Genomic DNA, 16,922 nt, shown 5'->3' with positions numbered 1-16,922 from the left:
CTCTTCTCGCCCTGCGCGATTAATCAAATGCTGAAAGCAGCAAATACGCCACGTAAGTTAAATACTTTATCGGTCAGGACGCGTAAATCTTGAATAAAAAAATCAAAATAGGCGGCTCAAATCGTGCGTGTAGGCTTTCGCCACTTTCTCACCAGAATTTTTCATTTGCTGGATCATATTAACCAGTTTCTGAGCATATTGCGGATCGGTTGCATAACCCGCTTTTTGCAATGCATGTGCCGCTTGCTCAGCCGTTCCGGCACTCATCACAGCAGAGTAGCGTGGGTTATTGGTCAACAATTTCACATAATCACCAATCGCTTCAATATAGGAATCGTACACCCTGAAGCTGGCTTTTACCTTTTTAGCTACACCTTGCTCATACTCTGTCGTGGTTATCTCAGTGGTTGGTCCATTCCAATTGCCGCCAGCCTTAATGCCGAATAAATTGTGGCTTGGACGCCCATCTTCGGTAGGAATTTCACGCTGACCCCAACCGGACTCAAGTGCAGCCTGAGCAATAATAAGATGGTGAGGTATACCGCTATGCTGGCTGGCAATCTGAGCAGGTAAAGAAATCTGAGACACAAAATTACTATTGGATAACGGCAACGCTGAACCTGTTGTAGGCAATTTGGGTAGCGCTTTACGTACCATCTGCTCCACGGCCGCAGTGGGCATACTTTTGAGTACATCACCATCGAATGTTAATGGAACGGAAGGAACCGGAGCTTTAGCTGCTGTTACATCAGGAGATTGGCGGGTCAATTGCTCAACCATAACATCCGCAAGCCCAAGTCCTTTGCCCTTAGTTGAGATCTCTTGAGCAATTTGCTGGTCATACATTGAGGTATACAGACGCGTCTGATCGCTGTTGAAGAGCCCGTCCTGCGGAATCGCTGAACGCATGCTTTTCATCATTAATTGCACAAACACGCCTTCCATTTGTTGCGCAACTGCCCTGATCCCCTCTTTGCTTTGAGGATTACCTGAAACTTCACGCTTCAACGTATTCAGGGACTGCGCATCATAGGCCGCATTATTCAGCGTCTGCATGTCACTCATCAGATAATTTCCAGTTTGGCACGCAAACATCCTGCGCTTTGCATCGCCTGCAGAATAGACATCAGCTCCATCGGCGTCGCCCCCAGAGAATTCAGTGCACGCACAACATTATTAAGGTTGGCGCTGGAATTGACACGCTGCAAGGCACCACCCGCTTGCTGAACCGAAATCTCTGTTTGCGGTGTTACAACCGTCTGACCACCACCAAATGGAGTATTAGGTTGGCTGACGTTAGCCTGCTGATTGATTGTCACAGAGAGGTTACCCTGGGCGATAGCACAGCTATCCAGCGTAACATCACGATTCATCACAACAGATCCGGTACGAGAATTAATAATGACCTTGGCATCCTGAATACCGACGTTAACTTCAATATTCTGGACATCAGCCAAAAAGCGAACCTGAGAACTGTTGCCATGCGGAGCAAGTACCTGAATGGTACGAGAATCCAGCGGAGTCGCTGTACCACCGTACCCAGAACGATTGATTGCATCGCTGACTTTCTGCGCCATCGAGAAGTCGTCATTCTTCAGTTGCAGCATTATCGTATTTGACGTGCCAAACGTGCTAGGTAGCTCTCTCTCGATGACGGCACCATTACTGATTCTGCCACCAGCAAGTTGGTTTACCTGAACACTGCTTCCACCAGCAGAAGCACCAGCACCACCAACTAAAACGTTACCCTGGGCGAGGGCATACACTTGGTTATCGACACCTTTCAATGGCGTCATTAACAACGTCCCGCCTCGCAGGCTCTTCGCGTTACCGAGTGAGGAGACAACAACGTCAATGTTTTGGCCGGATCTACCGAAAGGTGGAAGTTCCGCCGTTACCATTACCGCCGCCACATTCTTCAACTGCATGTTGGTTCCGGCAGGAACGGTAATCCCCAACTGGGAAAGCATGTTAGTTAAGCTTTGCGTCGTAAACGGTGTCTGCGTGGTCTGGTCACCCGAGCCATCTAGGCCAACCACTAAACCATAACCAATTAACGCATTACCACGCACGCCCTGGATATTTACCAGATCGCGAATTCTCTCTGCCGACGCAGGGGCAATATTCAGCGTCAGTAACGTCAGCAGTACAATGAAAAATGATGCAATCCGCATGGCAGGCCTCTTAAGCTTAGAACGGAGAAACATTGAGGAAGAACCGCTGTAACCAGCCCATGTTTTGCGCTTCGTTAATATAGCCATTACCAACATATTCAATACGCGCATCCGCCACCTGGGTTGATGGTACCGAGTTGTTACCGCTAATGGTTCTCGGATTAACTACCCCAGAGAAACGAATAAACTCTGTTCCCTGATTAATGGCAATTTGTTTTTCTCCAACGACCTGTAGATTGCCATTAGCTAGTACTTGACCAACCGTAACGGTAATCGTACCACTGAAGGTGTTGTTCGCATTCGCACCACCTTGCCCACTGAAGTCATTCGTTCCTGTCGCATCCAGCGACGCACGATTATTACCCAACGGTCCGTCAAGATAACGCGGTACCGCCGTTACACCGAACGTTGACGCACCATTACGAGCAGCATTGGCTGACGAGCTTTTACTGGCACTCACATTTTCCTGCAACACGATCGTTAAGGTGTCGCCAATATTACGTGGGCGACGATCTTCAAACATTGGCTGATAGCCATAATTCATCGGCTGCACGGTTTGGAAGATAGAACCATTAGGACCCGCTAATACAGGCGATCCAGGCTGAGCAGTCGTAGGCCCAGTGACAACTTTATCATGCGGAATATAGGCGCAACCGTTAAGTGCTAGCATCGCGATCAATGCCAACAGACGGTGTCGGCGGAGTGGTTTGATAACCGACTTTGCATTCATTATCACTGCGGATATCGCCTTAAATTAATCTATTTCACCTATTCACGAGGTAAATCAAAACCATACTAGCCCACTCATCGGGTGTTCATGGTCATTATTACCCCGTTAAACACTGTCTACATGGCTACTTTCAGGAACAATAGCACCCGCTCCTGAAAGTAGCGGGTTACCTATTACAGTTGGGTCAATTTCTGCAGCATTTGGTCAGAAGAAGAAATTGCTTTACTGTTGATTTCGTAAGCACGCTGAGTCTGAATCATCGATACCAATTCCTCTGCCACGTTGACGTTAGAGGTTTCGACATATTTCTGATACAGCAGACCAGCACCATTCAATCCTGGATTCGATTCATTTGGCGCACCTGAGCTGGCGGTTTCCAAATACAAATTTTCACCCATGCTCTCAAGGCCGCTATCGTTAATAAAGGTTGTCAGCGTCAACTGGCCAATCTGGTTTGTTGCCGCCTGTCCCTGCACTTTAACACTGACAACACCGTCACGACCGATATTCAGTTCTGTCGCATTCGCTGGCACAGTGATAGCGGGCTGAACCTGATAACCGCTGGACGTCACTAGCTGGCCATTACCATCAAGTTGGAAAGCACCGTCACGCGTGTAAGCCGTTGTGCCGTCAGGCAACTGAACCTGAAAGAACCCCTGCCCTTTAATCGCAACATCTTTAGAGTTACCCGTTTCGGAAAAGGTCCCTTGAGTATGAATACGCTCTGTTGATACCGGACGAACACCTGTACCTAACTGCAAACCAGACGGTAGCATGGTTTGCTCTGAAGATTGAGCACCGGGCTGACGAATGGTTTGATACATTAAGTCTTCAAATACCGCACGCTGACGCTTGAAACCATTGGTGCTGACGTTTGCCAAGTTATTGGAAATAACGTCCATATTGGTTTGCTGAGCATTTAAGCCGGTTTTTGCAATCCACAAAGAACGGATCATTTATTCACTCCTGTGCGCACTCGGCGCTTAACCCATTGCTAATATCTGATTAGCGCGTTGTGCATTATCGTCGACACTGCTAATGACTTTCATCTGCATTTCAAAGCGACGAGCATTGGCAATCATATCGACCATCGTATCAACCGTGTTCACATTACTGCCTTCGATCACACCTGGCATAATACGCACAGTGGGATCGTTTTGCAGAACATTACCACGTTGTTGCTGAGCCTGTTGCGTCAAGCGGAATAAACCGTCATCAGACCGCTCAACTTCTTGTCCTGTAGCCTTAACGAGCTTCAAACGCCCCAACAGGGCAATAGTATTCGGTGGATCCCCAGCATTAAGGGCAGAAATCGTACCATCAGGAGAAATGCTGATCTGAGCCTGCTGCGGCACATCAATCGGCCCGCCGTCACCCATCACAACACGCCCCTGTATAGTCAACTGCCCATCAGCGTTGATCTCCATATTACCATTACGGGTGTACGCTTCACCGCCATCAGCTGTTTGTACTGCCAGCCAACTCTCTTTCGGTAAAGCGACATCCATTGCACGGCCAGTATAATTCATCACGCCTTCAGTCATATCAGCGCCAGGCGTTGAAGCGACAACCAATGTTCGGGTAGGCAGTGTCACCCCATTTACTGGTACAGCACGCAGCGCGGAAAGCTGTGCCCGAAAACCCGGCGTTGAGGCGTTTGCCAAGTTGTTCGCAGTAATCGCCTGCTTTTCCAATGACTGACTCGCGCCACCCATTGCCGTATAAATCGCGTGATCCATGCAATGTCCCCGTTAGGATAATTAGCGCATACTAACCAGTGTTTGCAGAATGGAGTCCTGCGTTTTAATCGTCTGCGCGTTTGATTGGTAATTACGTTGCGCAACGATCATGTTGACCAATTCTTGCCCCATATCAACGTTTGACGCTTCCGTCGATTTACCGATGAGACGACCTAAATTTCCTGAACCCGCAACACCAACAACAGCCTGCCCAGAACTTGCCGTTTCAGACCAGACGTTATCCCCATTAGGCACTAACCCCCCTGGGTTAGCAAAGCCCACTAACACAATCTGGCCTAATGCTTGTTTCTGACCATTGTTGTAGCTACCTTCGATCGTACCATCTCCTTGGATAGCAAATCCTGTCAGGGCACCTGGCGCATAGCCATTCTGAACGGGGCTTTTATAGCTATAGTCTGTGTTTTGCTGAACGCTACCCGTAAAATCGAGTGTGAACGTCCCCTGCGCCGCGCCATTAGTTCCCGCGAGATCGAGTGTAAGGGCTCCTGGCGTTATGCCGGTGGTCGCATTGGGGGACGGATTCTGGGAAAGTAATGCACCGTTAGCGCCAAAAACCAGATTACCCACATCTTGATATTTAGGGGATGCCGCAGACCCATCACGCGCATAAGTCTTCCAGTTATTATCGCTAACCTTAACAAAGTACAGCGTAAAATCGTGCTTATTCCCCTGACTATCATAAGTCGTCAGTGACGTTGTGCTGTTAAAGGTTCCTTCCTGGCCCTCCGTACTTAATACGGGAGGTGTAGCTGTTGGATTGGCAGCAACCCAAGGCCTGGACGGTACAGAATCTGATGACTTCAAGCTAGCTATCAAAGATGCGGTATCAGTAGCCTTAGCAAACATATCGCCATCAGGAATCGTCAGCGGCTGTGGATCGCCCCCAGTTTGAACAACAGGTGGTGCCCCGACAGCAGGATACCCTGTCAATTGCATACCTTGCGCATTGACGATATTACGGCCGTTCAGCATAAACTGACCATTGCGGCTATAATAGGTGTCACCATTGGTATCTTGCATGCGATAAAAGCCGGCGCCGTTACTAATCGCAACATCCAAGTCTCGAGAAGACGACGTGATGGTGCCATTAGAGAAATCCTGCAACACTGCAGCCACTTGTACACCCATACCGACTTGCGACCCTGCAAACATATCACCAAAGGTAACCGTGCTAGCTTTGAAGCCTACGGTTGCTGAGTTAGCGATGTTATTGCCAATAACATCTAGGTTATTAGATGCTGCATTAATACCACTGATCGCCTGAGAAAAACTCATGTTGCTCTCCAGAGAATTGATTAAATCATATTCCAGTTAGTAAGTTTCACTGGAATAACATGAAATTTATACTGTTACAGAATCTGCCGGACATCGTCCATAGTCGCTCTGCCGCGCAGTCCTAAATCCAGCAATGCGCCGCTGTCACCACGAACAACACTATTGACAACGGCATAGCTCAGTGGTTGAACAACCTGCTGTGCTCCACTCGTGCTGGCGGCTACAGTAAAGGTGTAAGCCCCATCAGGTGCAACCGTGCCATCAGAAAGTTTGCTATCCCAGTTGAATGAGTGAACGCCAGCAGAAAGTGTCCCCAGTTCAATGGTACGCACGGCTTTACCTGTCGAATCATTAATAGTGACGGTAACGACTTCCGCTGCTTTTTCCAATTCAACACCAAAGGGAGTGCTGGTTTCTTTACCAACAAGGATATCTTTTCCAGGGATCATGACACTGTGACCAATCAGCGTTGTGGCTTGCATAGACTGATTGTTATTAATCTGACCAGAGATAGAACCCAATGTGGTATTCAATTTCTCAATGCCGCTGACCGTATTAAGCTGAGCAAGCTGACTTACAAGCTGATCGTTGCTCATCGGGTTCGTCGGATCCTGATTCTTTAACTGCGCAACCAGGAGTGTCAGAAACTGATTCTGTAGGTCAGCACTGCTGTTTTTCTCTACCGTTGTTGTCGGCGAAGTACTCGACGTGCTCTGTGTTCTCGTTGCCGAGGACGTATCATTAGTTGTTACAGACACTATTTCGTCTCCCGATTATTGCCCGATAGTTAACGTCTTCAGCATCATCGATTTTGTCGTATTCAACACTTCGACGTTTGCCTGATAACTGCGCGATGCAGAAATGGTGTTTACCATCTCAGCCACTGGGTCAACATTCGGCATGCGAACGTATCCCTGCCCATCAGCTAGCGGATTGCCCGGCTCATAAACCAGACGAGCAGGCGATGGATCTTCAATAACATTGGCAACGCGTACGCCACCCGTTGACTGCCCCGGAGCGGCATTCACTTCGAATACAACCTGCTTGGCGCGATAAGGTTCGCCATCAGGCCCCGTCACACTGTCGGCGTTAGCCAGGTTACTGGCGCTCACATTCAGACGTTGAGATTGCGCAGAAAGCGCTGAACCTGAAATTTCAAATATATTTAATAACGACATGAATCTTTACCTTCTCATCGCGCTACGATCATGAACCTGACTGCAGAACCGACATCATGCCTTTAATCTGTCCACTCAGAACGGTCAGGCTGGTTTGATATTTCAGGCTATTATCGGCAAAATTAGTGCGTTCACGATCCATATCGACCGTATTGCCATCCAATGCAGGCTGATCGGGTACGCGATAGAGCAAATCAAGTTCCGGTGGCTGAAAGTTCTGTGCCGGTATATGCCGTACAGATGTAGTTTTCAGCGCGATACCCGTACCGTTCACACGCCCTTGCTCCATTGTTTTACTGAGCTGGCTGGCAAAATCGATATCCCTGGCCTGATAGCCGGGTGTATCTGCATTGGCAATATTCGCGGCCAGAATTTCCTGCCGCTGGGCACGCAAGTTCAACGCTTCCTGCTGAAACCGCAACGAGGCGTTTAATTTATCAAGCATGCTCCCTCCGCAAGTTAGAATTTGGAGTGAGTAGGATAATTCTCATGATGGCTATGCCATCGAACGAATAGACACCAAATGCAGCGCTATTTATTGCCTTAACCTCACGTTGACATCGTTACACTTAATGCCCGATATCATCAGGATCAGGAGAGCCGAACAGGAATGAAAACAATACATTATTACTTCTATCTGGCGGCGTCCTGTTTTTTCACCCTTTGTGCCCCTGTCAATGCAAACGACCTTCCTGCACAGATCAATCAATTTTTTGCCTCACGCTTTCAGGGAAGCACGAATACCGTAAACGTTGTGGTAAAATCGCCAGAATCGCAATGGCCACAGTGCGAAGCGCCGCAAATCACGCTGCCTGGAAATACGAAAATGTGGGGCAATGTGAGCCTGTCCGTGCGTTGCGGACAACAGCGCCGCTTCATTCAAACAGAGGTTCAGGTAACGGGGAATTATGTCACCAGTGCACGGCTTATAAATCGTGGAACCACGCTGACAGAAAAAGACATTCGTTTGACAAAAGGCAGGCTCGATTTATTACCGTTGCGCCCCATACTGACGTTACCAGGCGCAGAGGGCGCAGTCGTCTTACGCGATCTTACACCTGGTCAAGTTATTACGGTAGCGATGATCAGACGCGCCTGGGTCGTAAAGGCAGGCCAATCAGTGCAGATTATCGCCCAAGGTGAAGGCTTCACAATTAATGGTGAAGGAAAGGCCATGAACAATGCGGCAGCCGGGCAAGCGGTCAGAGTCAGAACGGCAAATGGACAAATAGTCAGCGGAATCACCAACGAAGATGGGATTATTCTGATCTCACAGTAATTAATTAAAGATTTACGCATGTTTGTCGATAATAGCTACAGAGTCATTACTGACGACGTTTTACAATTAAACACCAATGTGACGGAAATTTCTCAACACATTGTTTATTAACTATTTATCCTCAAATCAGAGGGACGTATTATGAGTATTGATCGCACCCAGTCACTGAAGCCGGTCAGTCAAGTTCAGCAGCGCGAATCTGGTGATGTCGCTAAAGCTAAACGTAAACAAGCTGAAGCTCAGTCTGAAGTTAGCGCAACACAGGTAAAACTGAGCGACGCGCAGGCAAAATTGATGCAACCGGGTACGCAGGACATCGACATGAACCGCGTTGAAACTTTAAAGCAGGCAATTCGTGATGGCTCACTTAAAATTGATGCTGGAAAAATCGCAGATGCACTGCTTAAAGAGACGCAGGATTTTTTAGCAGGTAATGAATAGTTATGGAAAATCTGCAATCGATTCTGGATCAGTTGCTGAGCAACCTACGTGAACTCGATGTTGTTATGTCCGAAGAGCAAACCCTGCTTTGCGCGGGTCATATTAATAGCATCGCGCTGCAACAGGTAACAGAGAAAAAAACCTCCTTGTTAGCGACGATGCAGCATTTGGAAACACAGCGCCATAAAACTGAATCGACTCTTAAGCTACAAGCCCCCTATGACGGCATTGAAAATCTGTCGACTTACTGGCAGCAAGTGCAAGAGTTAACCAGACGTTTGAATGATCAGAATCAGCACAATGGTCTTCTGCTTAGCCGGCATATTGCCTATACAAACGAAGCCATCAACATATTGAAGCCTCGCCATGGCCAAGGTTTGTATGGTCCAGATGGTCACTCGAAAAGTGTAACAGTTGGCGGTAGGAAAATTACATTCTAAAAGTCTCTGGGTTTTAGGCAGAGACTTTTGTTTATCTAAACAGCACTTAGAAAGCTATTTATAATTTACCGCAATATCGATCTTACGCACACTGAAAGTGTGATTAACACGGCCATTCCCCGCAATATAGTAGACAAAGCGGAACTCATTGCTAGCCGCAAGCCCCTCGAATGACTGAGTTTGCCCGTCACCACTTCCACCTAGGTCAACACAACGCTGCGGAGATTGTGAGCAGAGTTTAACCACAAGCCCTGTCGGTATCTCTGAATCAATAAGATGCCGCCAATATATTGTTGTAATGGTTTCCTCTGGCTTAATTGCTATGTTAGGAGAAAAAGCCGACGTGGTAACCATTTCGCCACGGTAATCGAGTTTGATTCCAGGCAGACTTCCGTTCCAACTACCTGGTGTCGCGGTGGCATAAAACGGAAGTGTCAGCGCGATTGCGACCATAGAGCAAATCATCGTTCTCATCTCTGAGCTTCCCCTATCACTGATGTCATCCGGATCTGACGGTGATCGCTGATTTCCAAATTAGAAAGTACGGCCATATTTGGCAAGCTGCGATGCAAGAATCGGGCAAGCAAAGCGCGTAAAGCATGATTCACAAGCAAAACAGGCGGAGCACCCAACATTTCCTGTCGCTGTAGCGCTTGTTTTGCCTGTTCAAGCAGACGATCGGCAAGCCCCGGTTCGAGACCACCACCACCTTGAAGCGCTTGTAACAGAAGGCGTTCCAGCGAACCTTCCAGACCGATAACCTGAAGTTCACTGTCCCCTGGGAACCACTGCTGAGTAATCGCACGCCCCAGAGCAACCCTAACTACCGTAGTGAGCTCATAAGGATCCGGTTGCACCGGCGCATGTTCAGCCAACGTCTCCATGATGGTGCGCATATCCCTTATCGAAACTCTTTCGCTCAGCAGATTTTGCAACACCTTATGCAAGGTCGTTAACGTCACTACACCCGGAATGAAATCTTCTGTCAGTTTTGGCATTTCCTGAGCAACACGATCCATCAGTTGCTGAGCTTCCTGTCGCCCAAACAGTTCACTGGCATGCAATGCGATTAAGTGGTTCAGGTGCGTTGCTACTACAGTACTTGCCTCTACGACGGTGAACCCTTGAGCTTGAGCTTGATCTTTGAGAGCATTATCAATCCAGACCGCAGGCAGCCCAAACGCTGGATCCTGCGTGATATCTCCAGACAAAGAGCCAACTGCATTGCCTGGGTTGATCGCCATCCAACGACCAGGATGAGCCTCACCGCTACCTACCTCAACACCTTTCATCAATATGCGATAGCTGGCAGGCTGAAGTTCCAAATTATCCCGGATATGAACCACTGGCGGTAAGTATCCCATTTCCTGGGCAAACTTCTTCCTGATACTACGAATCCTGCCGAGCAGCTCGCCATCTTGCTGCGCGTCAACCATTGGGATTAATCGATAACCGACTTCCATACCCAGCGGATCCTCAAGCTGTACATCAGACCAGCTGGCTTCAATAACTTGATGCTTCTCCATTGATGCTGGTATAGGTTGCATCGCGGGTTCTTTCTGCTGTTCTCCACGCATCCACCAGGCAAGCCCTAACAAAGATGCGGTGAATAACAGAAAGACAAAGTTGGGCATTCCTGGAACCAGACCAATAAGTCCAATAACCGCCGCACTCAGCACCATCACTCGTGGGTTATTGAATAGCTGGGTGACCATCTGCTGGCCAACGTCCTGATCGGTACTCACGCGAGTAACAATGACACCTGCTGCGGTAGAAATAATCAGAGCTGGAATCTGGGCAACCAGTCCATCACCGATAGTAAGCAGCGTATAGCTTTCTGCAGCCTGCCCTACTGGCATACCGTGCTGCGCGACACCAACAACCAATCCACCAATGACGTTGATGACCATGATAATCAACCCAGCGACAGCGTCACCGCGCACGAATTTACTGGCACCGTCCATTGAGCCATAAAAATCTGACTCCTGAGTGACTTCAGCACGGCGCTTTTTCGCTTCTTCTTCACCAATGATCCCAGCATTAAGATCGGCATCGATCGCCATCTGTTTGCCTGGCATGCCATCCAACACAAAGCGAGCACCGACTTCAGCGATACGTCCGGCACCTTTAGTGATAACCATGAAGTTGATTAAGACAAGAATGATAAAGACCACGATACCAATGGCAAAATTTCCGCCTACCAGAAAGTGACCAAATGCTTCAACCACTTTACCTGCGGCAGCCGTCCCTGTATGCCCTTCCAACAAAATGATACGGGTAGAAGCGACGTTGAGCGAAAGACGCAATAAAGTAGAAAACAGCAGAATCGTAGGGAACGCAGCAAACTCCAACGTCCGCTGTGTAAACATCGCAACCAGCAATACCATGATGGACAGTGCAATGTTAAAGGTAAATAACAGATCCAGAATGAATGGCGGCAGCGGCAATACCATCATGGAAAGTATCAACAGGATCAGTATTGGTCCGGCTAATATTTGCCATTGGCCACCTTTCATATTACTCGGTAAACGAAGCAAAGAGGCCAAATTAGCCATCAGTAATATTCTCTTTAGCAAAATCCAGTGCATCCGGCACGGGTAGATGTTTCGGTTTTCTAGGAATTAATCCACCTTCCCGCTTCCAGCGTTTCAGTTGATAAACCCAGGCTAAGACTTCTGCAACAGCGGCATATAGCGCAGCCGGAATATGCTGTCCGACCTCTGAATGACGAAATAGCGCTCGCGCCAACGGAGGGGCTTCTAAAATAGGAACGCGATGTTCGGCCCCCAAATCACGAATACGCAACGCGATCTCACCAGCCCCTTTAGCTAACACTCTCGGCGCATTCATTTTTTTCTCATCATAACGTAATGCTACCGCATAATGCGTCGGGTTAGTGACTATCACATCAGCCTTCGGCACATCAGCCATCATTCTACGCTGAGCAATGGCTCTCTGCTGCTGACGAATACGACCTTTAACATGCGGGTCACCTTCGCTCTGTTTATGCTCATCACGAATTTCCTGCTTGCTCATTCGTAACTTTTTGATGTGGCTCCAAACTTGCCAAAACACATCAAAAGCGACCATAGGAATGAGCCCCATGATGATAAGGAAACCACACATCACGGCCAGTTCCAGCGCATCACCCATCGCCGCAGTCGGTGCTTCGGATACCAGATGCAATATCGTCGGCCAATTATGAATCAAGAACAAGGTACTAATGATCCCAACCATGACTGATTTCAATATTGCTTTGAAGAGCTCAGCCAGCGATTGGGCGGAAAACAATCGTTTGAGACCAGAAATGGGATCTAATTTTTTGAAGTCAACCTTTAATGATTTAGTGCTAAATAATATCCCACCAAGTAGCAAAGGTGCAGACAGCGCAACCAACACAGCGCCTAGCATAATGGGCATTAATGCCGATACTGCCTGACGCAGTAATGAGCCAACATGCCGTAACATTTGAGTATCATCACCAATCGTTGCGTAATCAAAATTTAACGACTGTGAGACAATTCTGGCCAATCGGCCAGCCATGGCTTCGCCTCCTATCCACAAAATAGCCAGACCTGCGACCATCATCAGAACAGAAGTCAGCTCTCGCGAGCGCGGGATCTGCCCTTCTTCACGCGCCTTTTCCTCTTTTTGGGGAGTGGGGGCCTCTGTTTTTTCTAGATCGCTATCTTCAGCCACTATGGCGTTCCTATTACGACTTTCGGGATAGGCATTTGCTGCTTAGCATGACAAATACGAGAAAGTTTTATGGCTGGAACAACGAGAAAAACCCATGCTTCTTTAACGCATAGTAAGAATTGAGGGGAAGGGAAAAGCGAATTTAGCTATTTATGGCCATAAATACTGGCCATAAATAACCGAGTGATAGTGTTCGTCATCTTTTCAAGAAAGGAAGTGACTTCCTTTCTTGAAGAAAGATTTATTAGAACCCAAGACTATCCAGAAGGTCATCAACCTGATCCTGATTAGCAACAATCCCTGCGGCACCTTTATCCAACTGAGGTCCATTCAGCAGACCATCACTTGCACGCTTAGGTGCATCTGGTTTTTCTGGAATATTTTCCAGCAACACCATCAGCAGTTGTTTTTCAATCTCCTGGACAACATCCATCATACGCTTGATTACCTGACCAGTAAGGTCTTGGAAATCCTGCGCCATCATAATTTCCAACAACTGAGCATTGGTAAACGAGGTATGCTGTGGGACATCCTCAAGATAGCTACGCGTATCCGTCACTAATTCACGCGCATCAGCCAGTTCAATTGGATTTTCAAACCATTCATCCCAACGGGTCTTCAAGGATTTGGCATCCGCTTCTAGTTGGTTTTGACGTGGTTGTGCAGCCTCTACGCAGTTCAGAGCACGCTCTGCCGCTTGCGCAGTCATCTGAACAACATAGTCAAGACGATCGCGGGCATCAGGAATAGCCTCTGCTGCTTCAGCTATCGCATTATCCAGACCCAGCTCTTTCAAACTGTCGCGAAGCATACGAGTCAATTGGCCGATACGCGAAATGATCTCGGTTGCTGAAGCAGTGTCGTTCACGGACGGCATATGTGGCGTCATAAGATCCCCTTACATACCCAATTTTTCGAAAATCTTACTCAGTTTTTCTTCAAGGGTAGCTGCAGTAAATGGTTTAACTACATAGCCGCTAGCACCCGCTTGTGCCGCAGCAATAATGTTCTCTTTCTTCGCTTCTGCCGTTACCATCAGCACGGGAAGGCTGGAAAGTGCGCCATCAGCACGAATAGTCTGTAATAACTCCAGTCCATCCATGTTGGGCATATTCCAGTCAGAAATGACAAAATCAAAAGTACTGGAGCGAAGCTTGTTCAGTGCATCTGCGCCGTCCTCTGCCTCTTCTACGTTATTAAAGCCCAGTTCCTTCAGCAGGTTACGGACAATTCGGCGCATCGTCGAAAAATCATCCACTACTAGAAATCTGAGTTCTTTATCGGCCATACCTACTCCTAAAATATTTATTGCTCACCGAGAGCTGCTTATATACGTAATGCCTGTCCGGCAGAGATTTGTGCCAACATACGCTGACTCACCTGGTGCAAATCCACCACTTCATCGACGCCACCCATCGCAATCGCTTCACGTGGCATCCCGAAAACTACACAACTTGCTTCATTTTGGGCCAGGGTATAAGCGCCGGCCTGATGGAGATCCAACATGCCAGCAGCCCCATCATTCCCCATCCCAGTAAGGATTACCCCTACAGCATTTCGCCCAGCGTATTGAGCAACCGAACGGAATAACACATCAACTGATGGACGATGACGATTAACAGGAGGTCCATCATTTAAACGTACTTGATAGTTTGCCCCACTACGAGCCAGTTCAAGATGGCGTGCGCCTGGTGCAATGTATGCATGACCAGGAAGAACACGTTCCCCATCTTCTGCTTCTTTCACCGTAATCTGACACAACTTGTTCAAACGCTCGGCGAAAGACTTCGTAAAGCCAGGTGGCATATGCTGAGTGATCAGTAATGCAGGGCTTGTCGGCGGCAGGGGCTGTAATACATGCCGTATCGCTTCCGTCCCACCCGTTGATGCACCAATCGCAATCAATTTCTCACTACTTAACAATGGCGTATGTTGAATAATCCTTGTCGGCTCTACCCCAGTGCTACGTTGCGGCAGGCGCGCTTTCGCAGCCATACGAATTTTTTCCGCAATCAGTTCGCTGTATGCCAGCATACCTTCACGGATACCTAGCTGAGGTTTGGTGACAAAATCAATCGCACCAAGCTCCAGCGCGCGTAGCGTAATTTCTGAACCTTTTCCCGTCAGGGACGATACCATGACAACCGGCATTGGGCGCAAACGCATAAGTTTCTCTAGAAAATCCAACCCATCCATACGAGGCATTTCAACATCCAGTGTTAATACCTGAGGATTGAATTTTTTAATCAAATCACGAGCAACTAATGGATCTGGCGCAGTTGCGACAACTTCCATATCAGAATGGCTATTAATTATTTCAGTCATGATCTGACGCATTAAGGCAGAATCATCAACACATAACACTCTTATCTTGCTCATTATCTTTCCTTAGCCAGCCCATATACAGTTTGCCCACGCAAATAGAACTCACGACTGATCTGGCTGAAATTCTCTGAATGCCCAGCAAATAACAACCCACCCGGCTTAAGCATCGGGACGAATCGACGGAGAATACGTTCTTGAGTTTCTTTATCGAAGTAAATCATTACATTACGACAAAAAATAGCATCAAATGGCGCAGGAACGGACCAATCAGGTGCGAGCAGATTGAGTTGTTGAAAATGCACCATTGACGCAAGCTCAGGGCGAACACGAACCAAACCACTATGTGGCCCAGTACCGCGTAAAAAAAACCGCTGTAGTTGCTGTGGAGAAAGAGATCGCAACTCTTCCTGGCGATAGATGCCAGCGGTTGCCTTTTCTAATACCTGCGTATCAATATCGCTGGCCCATACCTGACACCCGCTCGCTTTATTACCCAAAACTTCAGCAAGAGTCATCGCCAATGAATACGGTTCTTCCCCTGTAGAAGCGGCCGTACTCCAGATGGTGTAACCGTTCGGACGTTTTTTGGCATGCTCAGCCAAGATAGGAAAATGGTGAGCTTCGCGGAAAAATGCCGTCAAGTTAGTGGTTAACGCATTAACAAAAGCTTGCCATTCTGCACTGTTAGGATCTGACTCTAATAGTGCTAAGTACTGACCGAAATCATTGATTCCAAGCAAGCGAAGACGTCTAACTAAACGATTGTAAACCATTTCACGTTTGTGATCGGCAAGGACAATGCCAGCACGCTGATATATTAATTGGCTGATTCGGCGAAAATGGGTATCCGACAACGGCAATCTGTCAACCATCTGCGTCAGAATAGAAGCAGACTCGGGGCGATTTCTCGATGGCGTACTTTTCATATCATACTGCTCGGATACTGATGCTTGCTATGATGTTTTTTCAATTTGAACTTTCCTTCACAGCTACCGCAGATTTTTATTGTCATTCGTCAATTACTCATCGCATTACGATTGAAACTGACACTTTATTGGTAATACATCCCGCAAGTTCTGCAAACTGAACAAGTCAGCGTGTTCGTTCTACCACAGCGACATGCTATCGGGTGGCTCTGTCCCTCTCATCACTGCTGTGCTACCTGCTTTATTATTTGGCTTTAATACTAACCCCACCATATCCATAACATAAGTTACAGATTAAACAATATCACGAATTACTCTGCTTCAAAGCACCAACTGCTGTATTACTCACCAACCTCAAGTGTGCATCAATCAATTACTCGCATGTTCATTTTTCTAAATTATGGCGAGTTGACAATCACCCAGTCACCTAAATATCAGCGGCTGGAGATTAGCTCAGCGTCCCTAGAGCTTGGGTTACTTATATACCCGTTACTTCAAGCCGCATATGCGTTGGCTACGTTCATTCACCCGAATCACTTACTCAAGTAAGCTCATCGGGATTAAATGAGAGACATCCTGTCTCTCACCGGAGGCCAGCCGTTGGCTGGTCAAATTCGTTCCCGACGAATTTGTCCTTCTCTTGCCGCCTGCCTGCAACTCTAATTATTTAGTGTATAGTCTATATGACAATTCTG

General features: G+C 47.7%; 19 protein-coding genes. 3 read left to right on the top strand and 16 right to left on the bottom strand.

Going from position 1 to position 16,922, the window contains the following annotated elements:
- Positions 1 to 102: 102 nt before the first annotated feature.
- The 9 genes from flgJ to flgB form a co-directional block, all read right to left on the bottom strand.
- Complete coding sequence (gene flgJ / locus H0248_RS16575) at positions 103 to 1,065, bottom strand: flagellar assembly peptidoglycan hydrolase FlgJ (protein ID WP_180786741.1); 963 nt, start codon at positions 1,063 to 1,065, stop codon at positions 103 to 105.
- Positions 1,065 to 2,174 (bottom strand): flagellar basal body P-ring protein FlgI, encoded by a 1,110-nt coding sequence (locus tag H0248_RS16570; RefSeq protein WP_180786740.1) that lies wholly within the window; start codon positions 2,172 to 2,174, stop codon positions 1,065 to 1,067. Before H0248_RS16570 ends, flgJ begins: the two co-directional genes overlap by 1 nt.
- 16 nt (positions 2,175 to 2,190) lie before the next feature.
- On the bottom strand, positions 2,191 to 2,904 hold the full coding sequence (locus tag H0248_RS16565; RefSeq protein WP_180786760.1) for a flagellar basal body L-ring protein FlgH: 714 nt from the start codon (positions 2,902 to 2,904) through the stop codon (positions 2,191 to 2,193).
- Between the two features lie 173 nt (positions 2,905 to 3,077).
- Positions 3,078 to 3,860, bottom strand: coding sequence for a flagellar basal-body rod protein FlgG (gene flgG, locus H0248_RS16560; RefSeq protein ID WP_180786739.1), 783 nt, complete (start codon positions 3,858 to 3,860; stop codon positions 3,078 to 3,080).
- A gap of 27 nt (positions 3,861 to 3,887) precedes the next feature.
- On the bottom strand, positions 3,888 to 4,643 hold the full coding sequence (locus H0248_RS16555) for a flagellar basal body rod protein FlgF (RefSeq protein WP_180786738.1): 756 nt from the start codon (positions 4,641 to 4,643) through the stop codon (positions 3,888 to 3,890).
- Between the two features lie 21 nt (positions 4,644 to 4,664).
- Positions 4,665 to 5,939 carry a flagellar hook protein FlgE gene (gene flgE / locus H0248_RS16550; RefSeq protein WP_180786737.1) on the bottom strand — a complete coding sequence of 425 codons (1,275 nt, stop codon included), beginning with the start codon at positions 5,937 to 5,939 and terminating at the stop codon, positions 4,665 to 4,667.
- Positions 5,940 to 6,013: 74 nt separating this feature from the next.
- Positions 6,014 to 6,697: a flagellar hook assembly protein FlgD gene (gene flgD / locus H0248_RS16545; RefSeq protein WP_180786736.1), complete on the bottom strand. Its 684-nt coding sequence runs from the start codon at positions 6,695 to 6,697 to the stop codon at positions 6,014 to 6,016.
- Positions 6,698 to 6,712: 15 nt separating this feature from the next.
- Positions 6,713 to 7,117 (bottom strand): flagellar basal body rod protein FlgC, encoded by a 405-nt coding sequence (flgC, locus tag H0248_RS16540; RefSeq protein ID WP_015840801.1) that lies wholly within the window; start codon positions 7,115 to 7,117, stop codon positions 6,713 to 6,715.
- Positions 7,118 to 7,145: 28 nt separating this feature from the next.
- Positions 7,146 to 7,562 (bottom strand): flagellar basal body rod protein FlgB, encoded by a 417-nt coding sequence (gene flgB, locus H0248_RS16535; protein ID WP_180786735.1) that lies wholly within the window; start codon positions 7,560 to 7,562, stop codon positions 7,146 to 7,148.
- Between the two features lie 165 nt (positions 7,563 to 7,727).
- On the opposite strand from flgB, the gene flgA reads away from it, so the two are divergent.
- The 3 genes from flgA to H0248_RS16520 all read left to right on the top strand — a co-directional run bounded on the left by flgA (position 7,728) and on the right by H0248_RS16520 (position 9,277).
- Entirely contained in the window at positions 7,728 to 8,396 is a 669-nt protein-coding gene (gene flgA / locus H0248_RS16530; RefSeq protein WP_180786734.1) for a flagellar basal body P-ring formation chaperone FlgA, read from the top strand.
- A 141-nt stretch (positions 8,397 to 8,537) separates the two neighbouring features.
- The gene (gene flgM / locus H0248_RS16525; protein ID WP_180786733.1) at positions 8,538 to 8,837 is read left to right on the top strand and encodes a flagellar biosynthesis anti-sigma factor FlgM; all 300 of its coding nucleotides are present in this window, start codon (positions 8,538 to 8,540) and stop codon (positions 8,835 to 8,837) included.
- A gap of 2 nt (positions 8,838 to 8,839) precedes the next feature.
- Positions 8,840 to 9,277, top strand: coding sequence for a flagella synthesis protein FlgN (locus H0248_RS16520; protein ID WP_180786732.1), 438 nt, complete (start codon positions 8,840 to 8,842; stop codon positions 9,275 to 9,277).
- 54 nt (positions 9,278 to 9,331) lie between these two features.
- Here the strand turns inward: H0248_RS16520 and H0248_RS16515 are convergent, their stop codons facing one another.
- The 7 genes from H0248_RS16515 to cheR all read right to left on the bottom strand — a co-directional run bounded on the left by H0248_RS16515 (position 9,332) and on the right by cheR (position 16,227).
- Positions 9,332 to 9,751, bottom strand: a complete 420-nt coding sequence (locus H0248_RS16515; protein ID WP_180786731.1) for a flagellar protein FlhE — start codon at positions 9,749 to 9,751, stop codon at positions 9,332 to 9,334.
- Complete coding sequence (flhA, locus tag H0248_RS16510; RefSeq protein ID WP_180786730.1) at positions 9,748 to 11,832, bottom strand: flagellar biosynthesis protein FlhA; 2,085 nt, start codon at positions 11,830 to 11,832, stop codon at positions 9,748 to 9,750. Before flhA ends, H0248_RS16515 begins: the two co-directional genes overlap by 4 nt.
- A complete protein-coding gene (flhB, locus tag H0248_RS16505; RefSeq protein ID WP_180786729.1) occupies positions 11,825 to 12,976 on the bottom strand; it encodes a flagellar biosynthesis protein FlhB in 1,152 nt (383 codons plus the stop codon). The genes flhA and flhB overlap by 8 nt, the downstream gene beginning before the upstream one ends.
- A gap of 244 nt (positions 12,977 to 13,220) precedes the next feature.
- Entirely contained in the window at positions 13,221 to 13,865 is a 645-nt protein-coding gene (gene cheZ / locus H0248_RS16500) for a protein phosphatase CheZ (protein ID WP_180786728.1), read from the bottom strand.
- A gap of 9 nt (positions 13,866 to 13,874) precedes the next feature.
- On the bottom strand, positions 13,875 to 14,264 hold the full coding sequence (cheY, locus tag H0248_RS16495) for a chemotaxis response regulator CheY (protein WP_039485752.1): 390 nt from the start codon (positions 14,262 to 14,264) through the stop codon (positions 13,875 to 13,877).
- A 38-nt stretch (positions 14,265 to 14,302) separates the two neighbouring features.
- Complete coding sequence (locus H0248_RS16490; RefSeq protein ID WP_180786727.1) at positions 14,303 to 15,355, bottom strand: protein-glutamate methylesterase/protein-glutamine glutaminase; 1,053 nt, start codon at positions 15,353 to 15,355, stop codon at positions 14,303 to 14,305.
- A complete protein-coding gene (gene cheR / locus H0248_RS16485) occupies positions 15,355 to 16,227 on the bottom strand; it encodes a protein-glutamate O-methyltransferase CheR (protein ID WP_180786726.1) in 873 nt (290 codons plus the stop codon). Before cheR ends, H0248_RS16490 begins: the two co-directional genes overlap by 1 nt.
- Positions 16,228 to 16,922 lie beyond the last annotated feature (695 nt).

This window comes from Pectobacterium brasiliense (assembly GCF_013449685.1).
GTDB lineage: Bacteria > Pseudomonadota > Gammaproteobacteria > Enterobacterales > Enterobacteriaceae > Pectobacterium > Pectobacterium brasiliense_A.
This window is presented reverse-complemented; position numbering and strand designations above follow the sequence as displayed.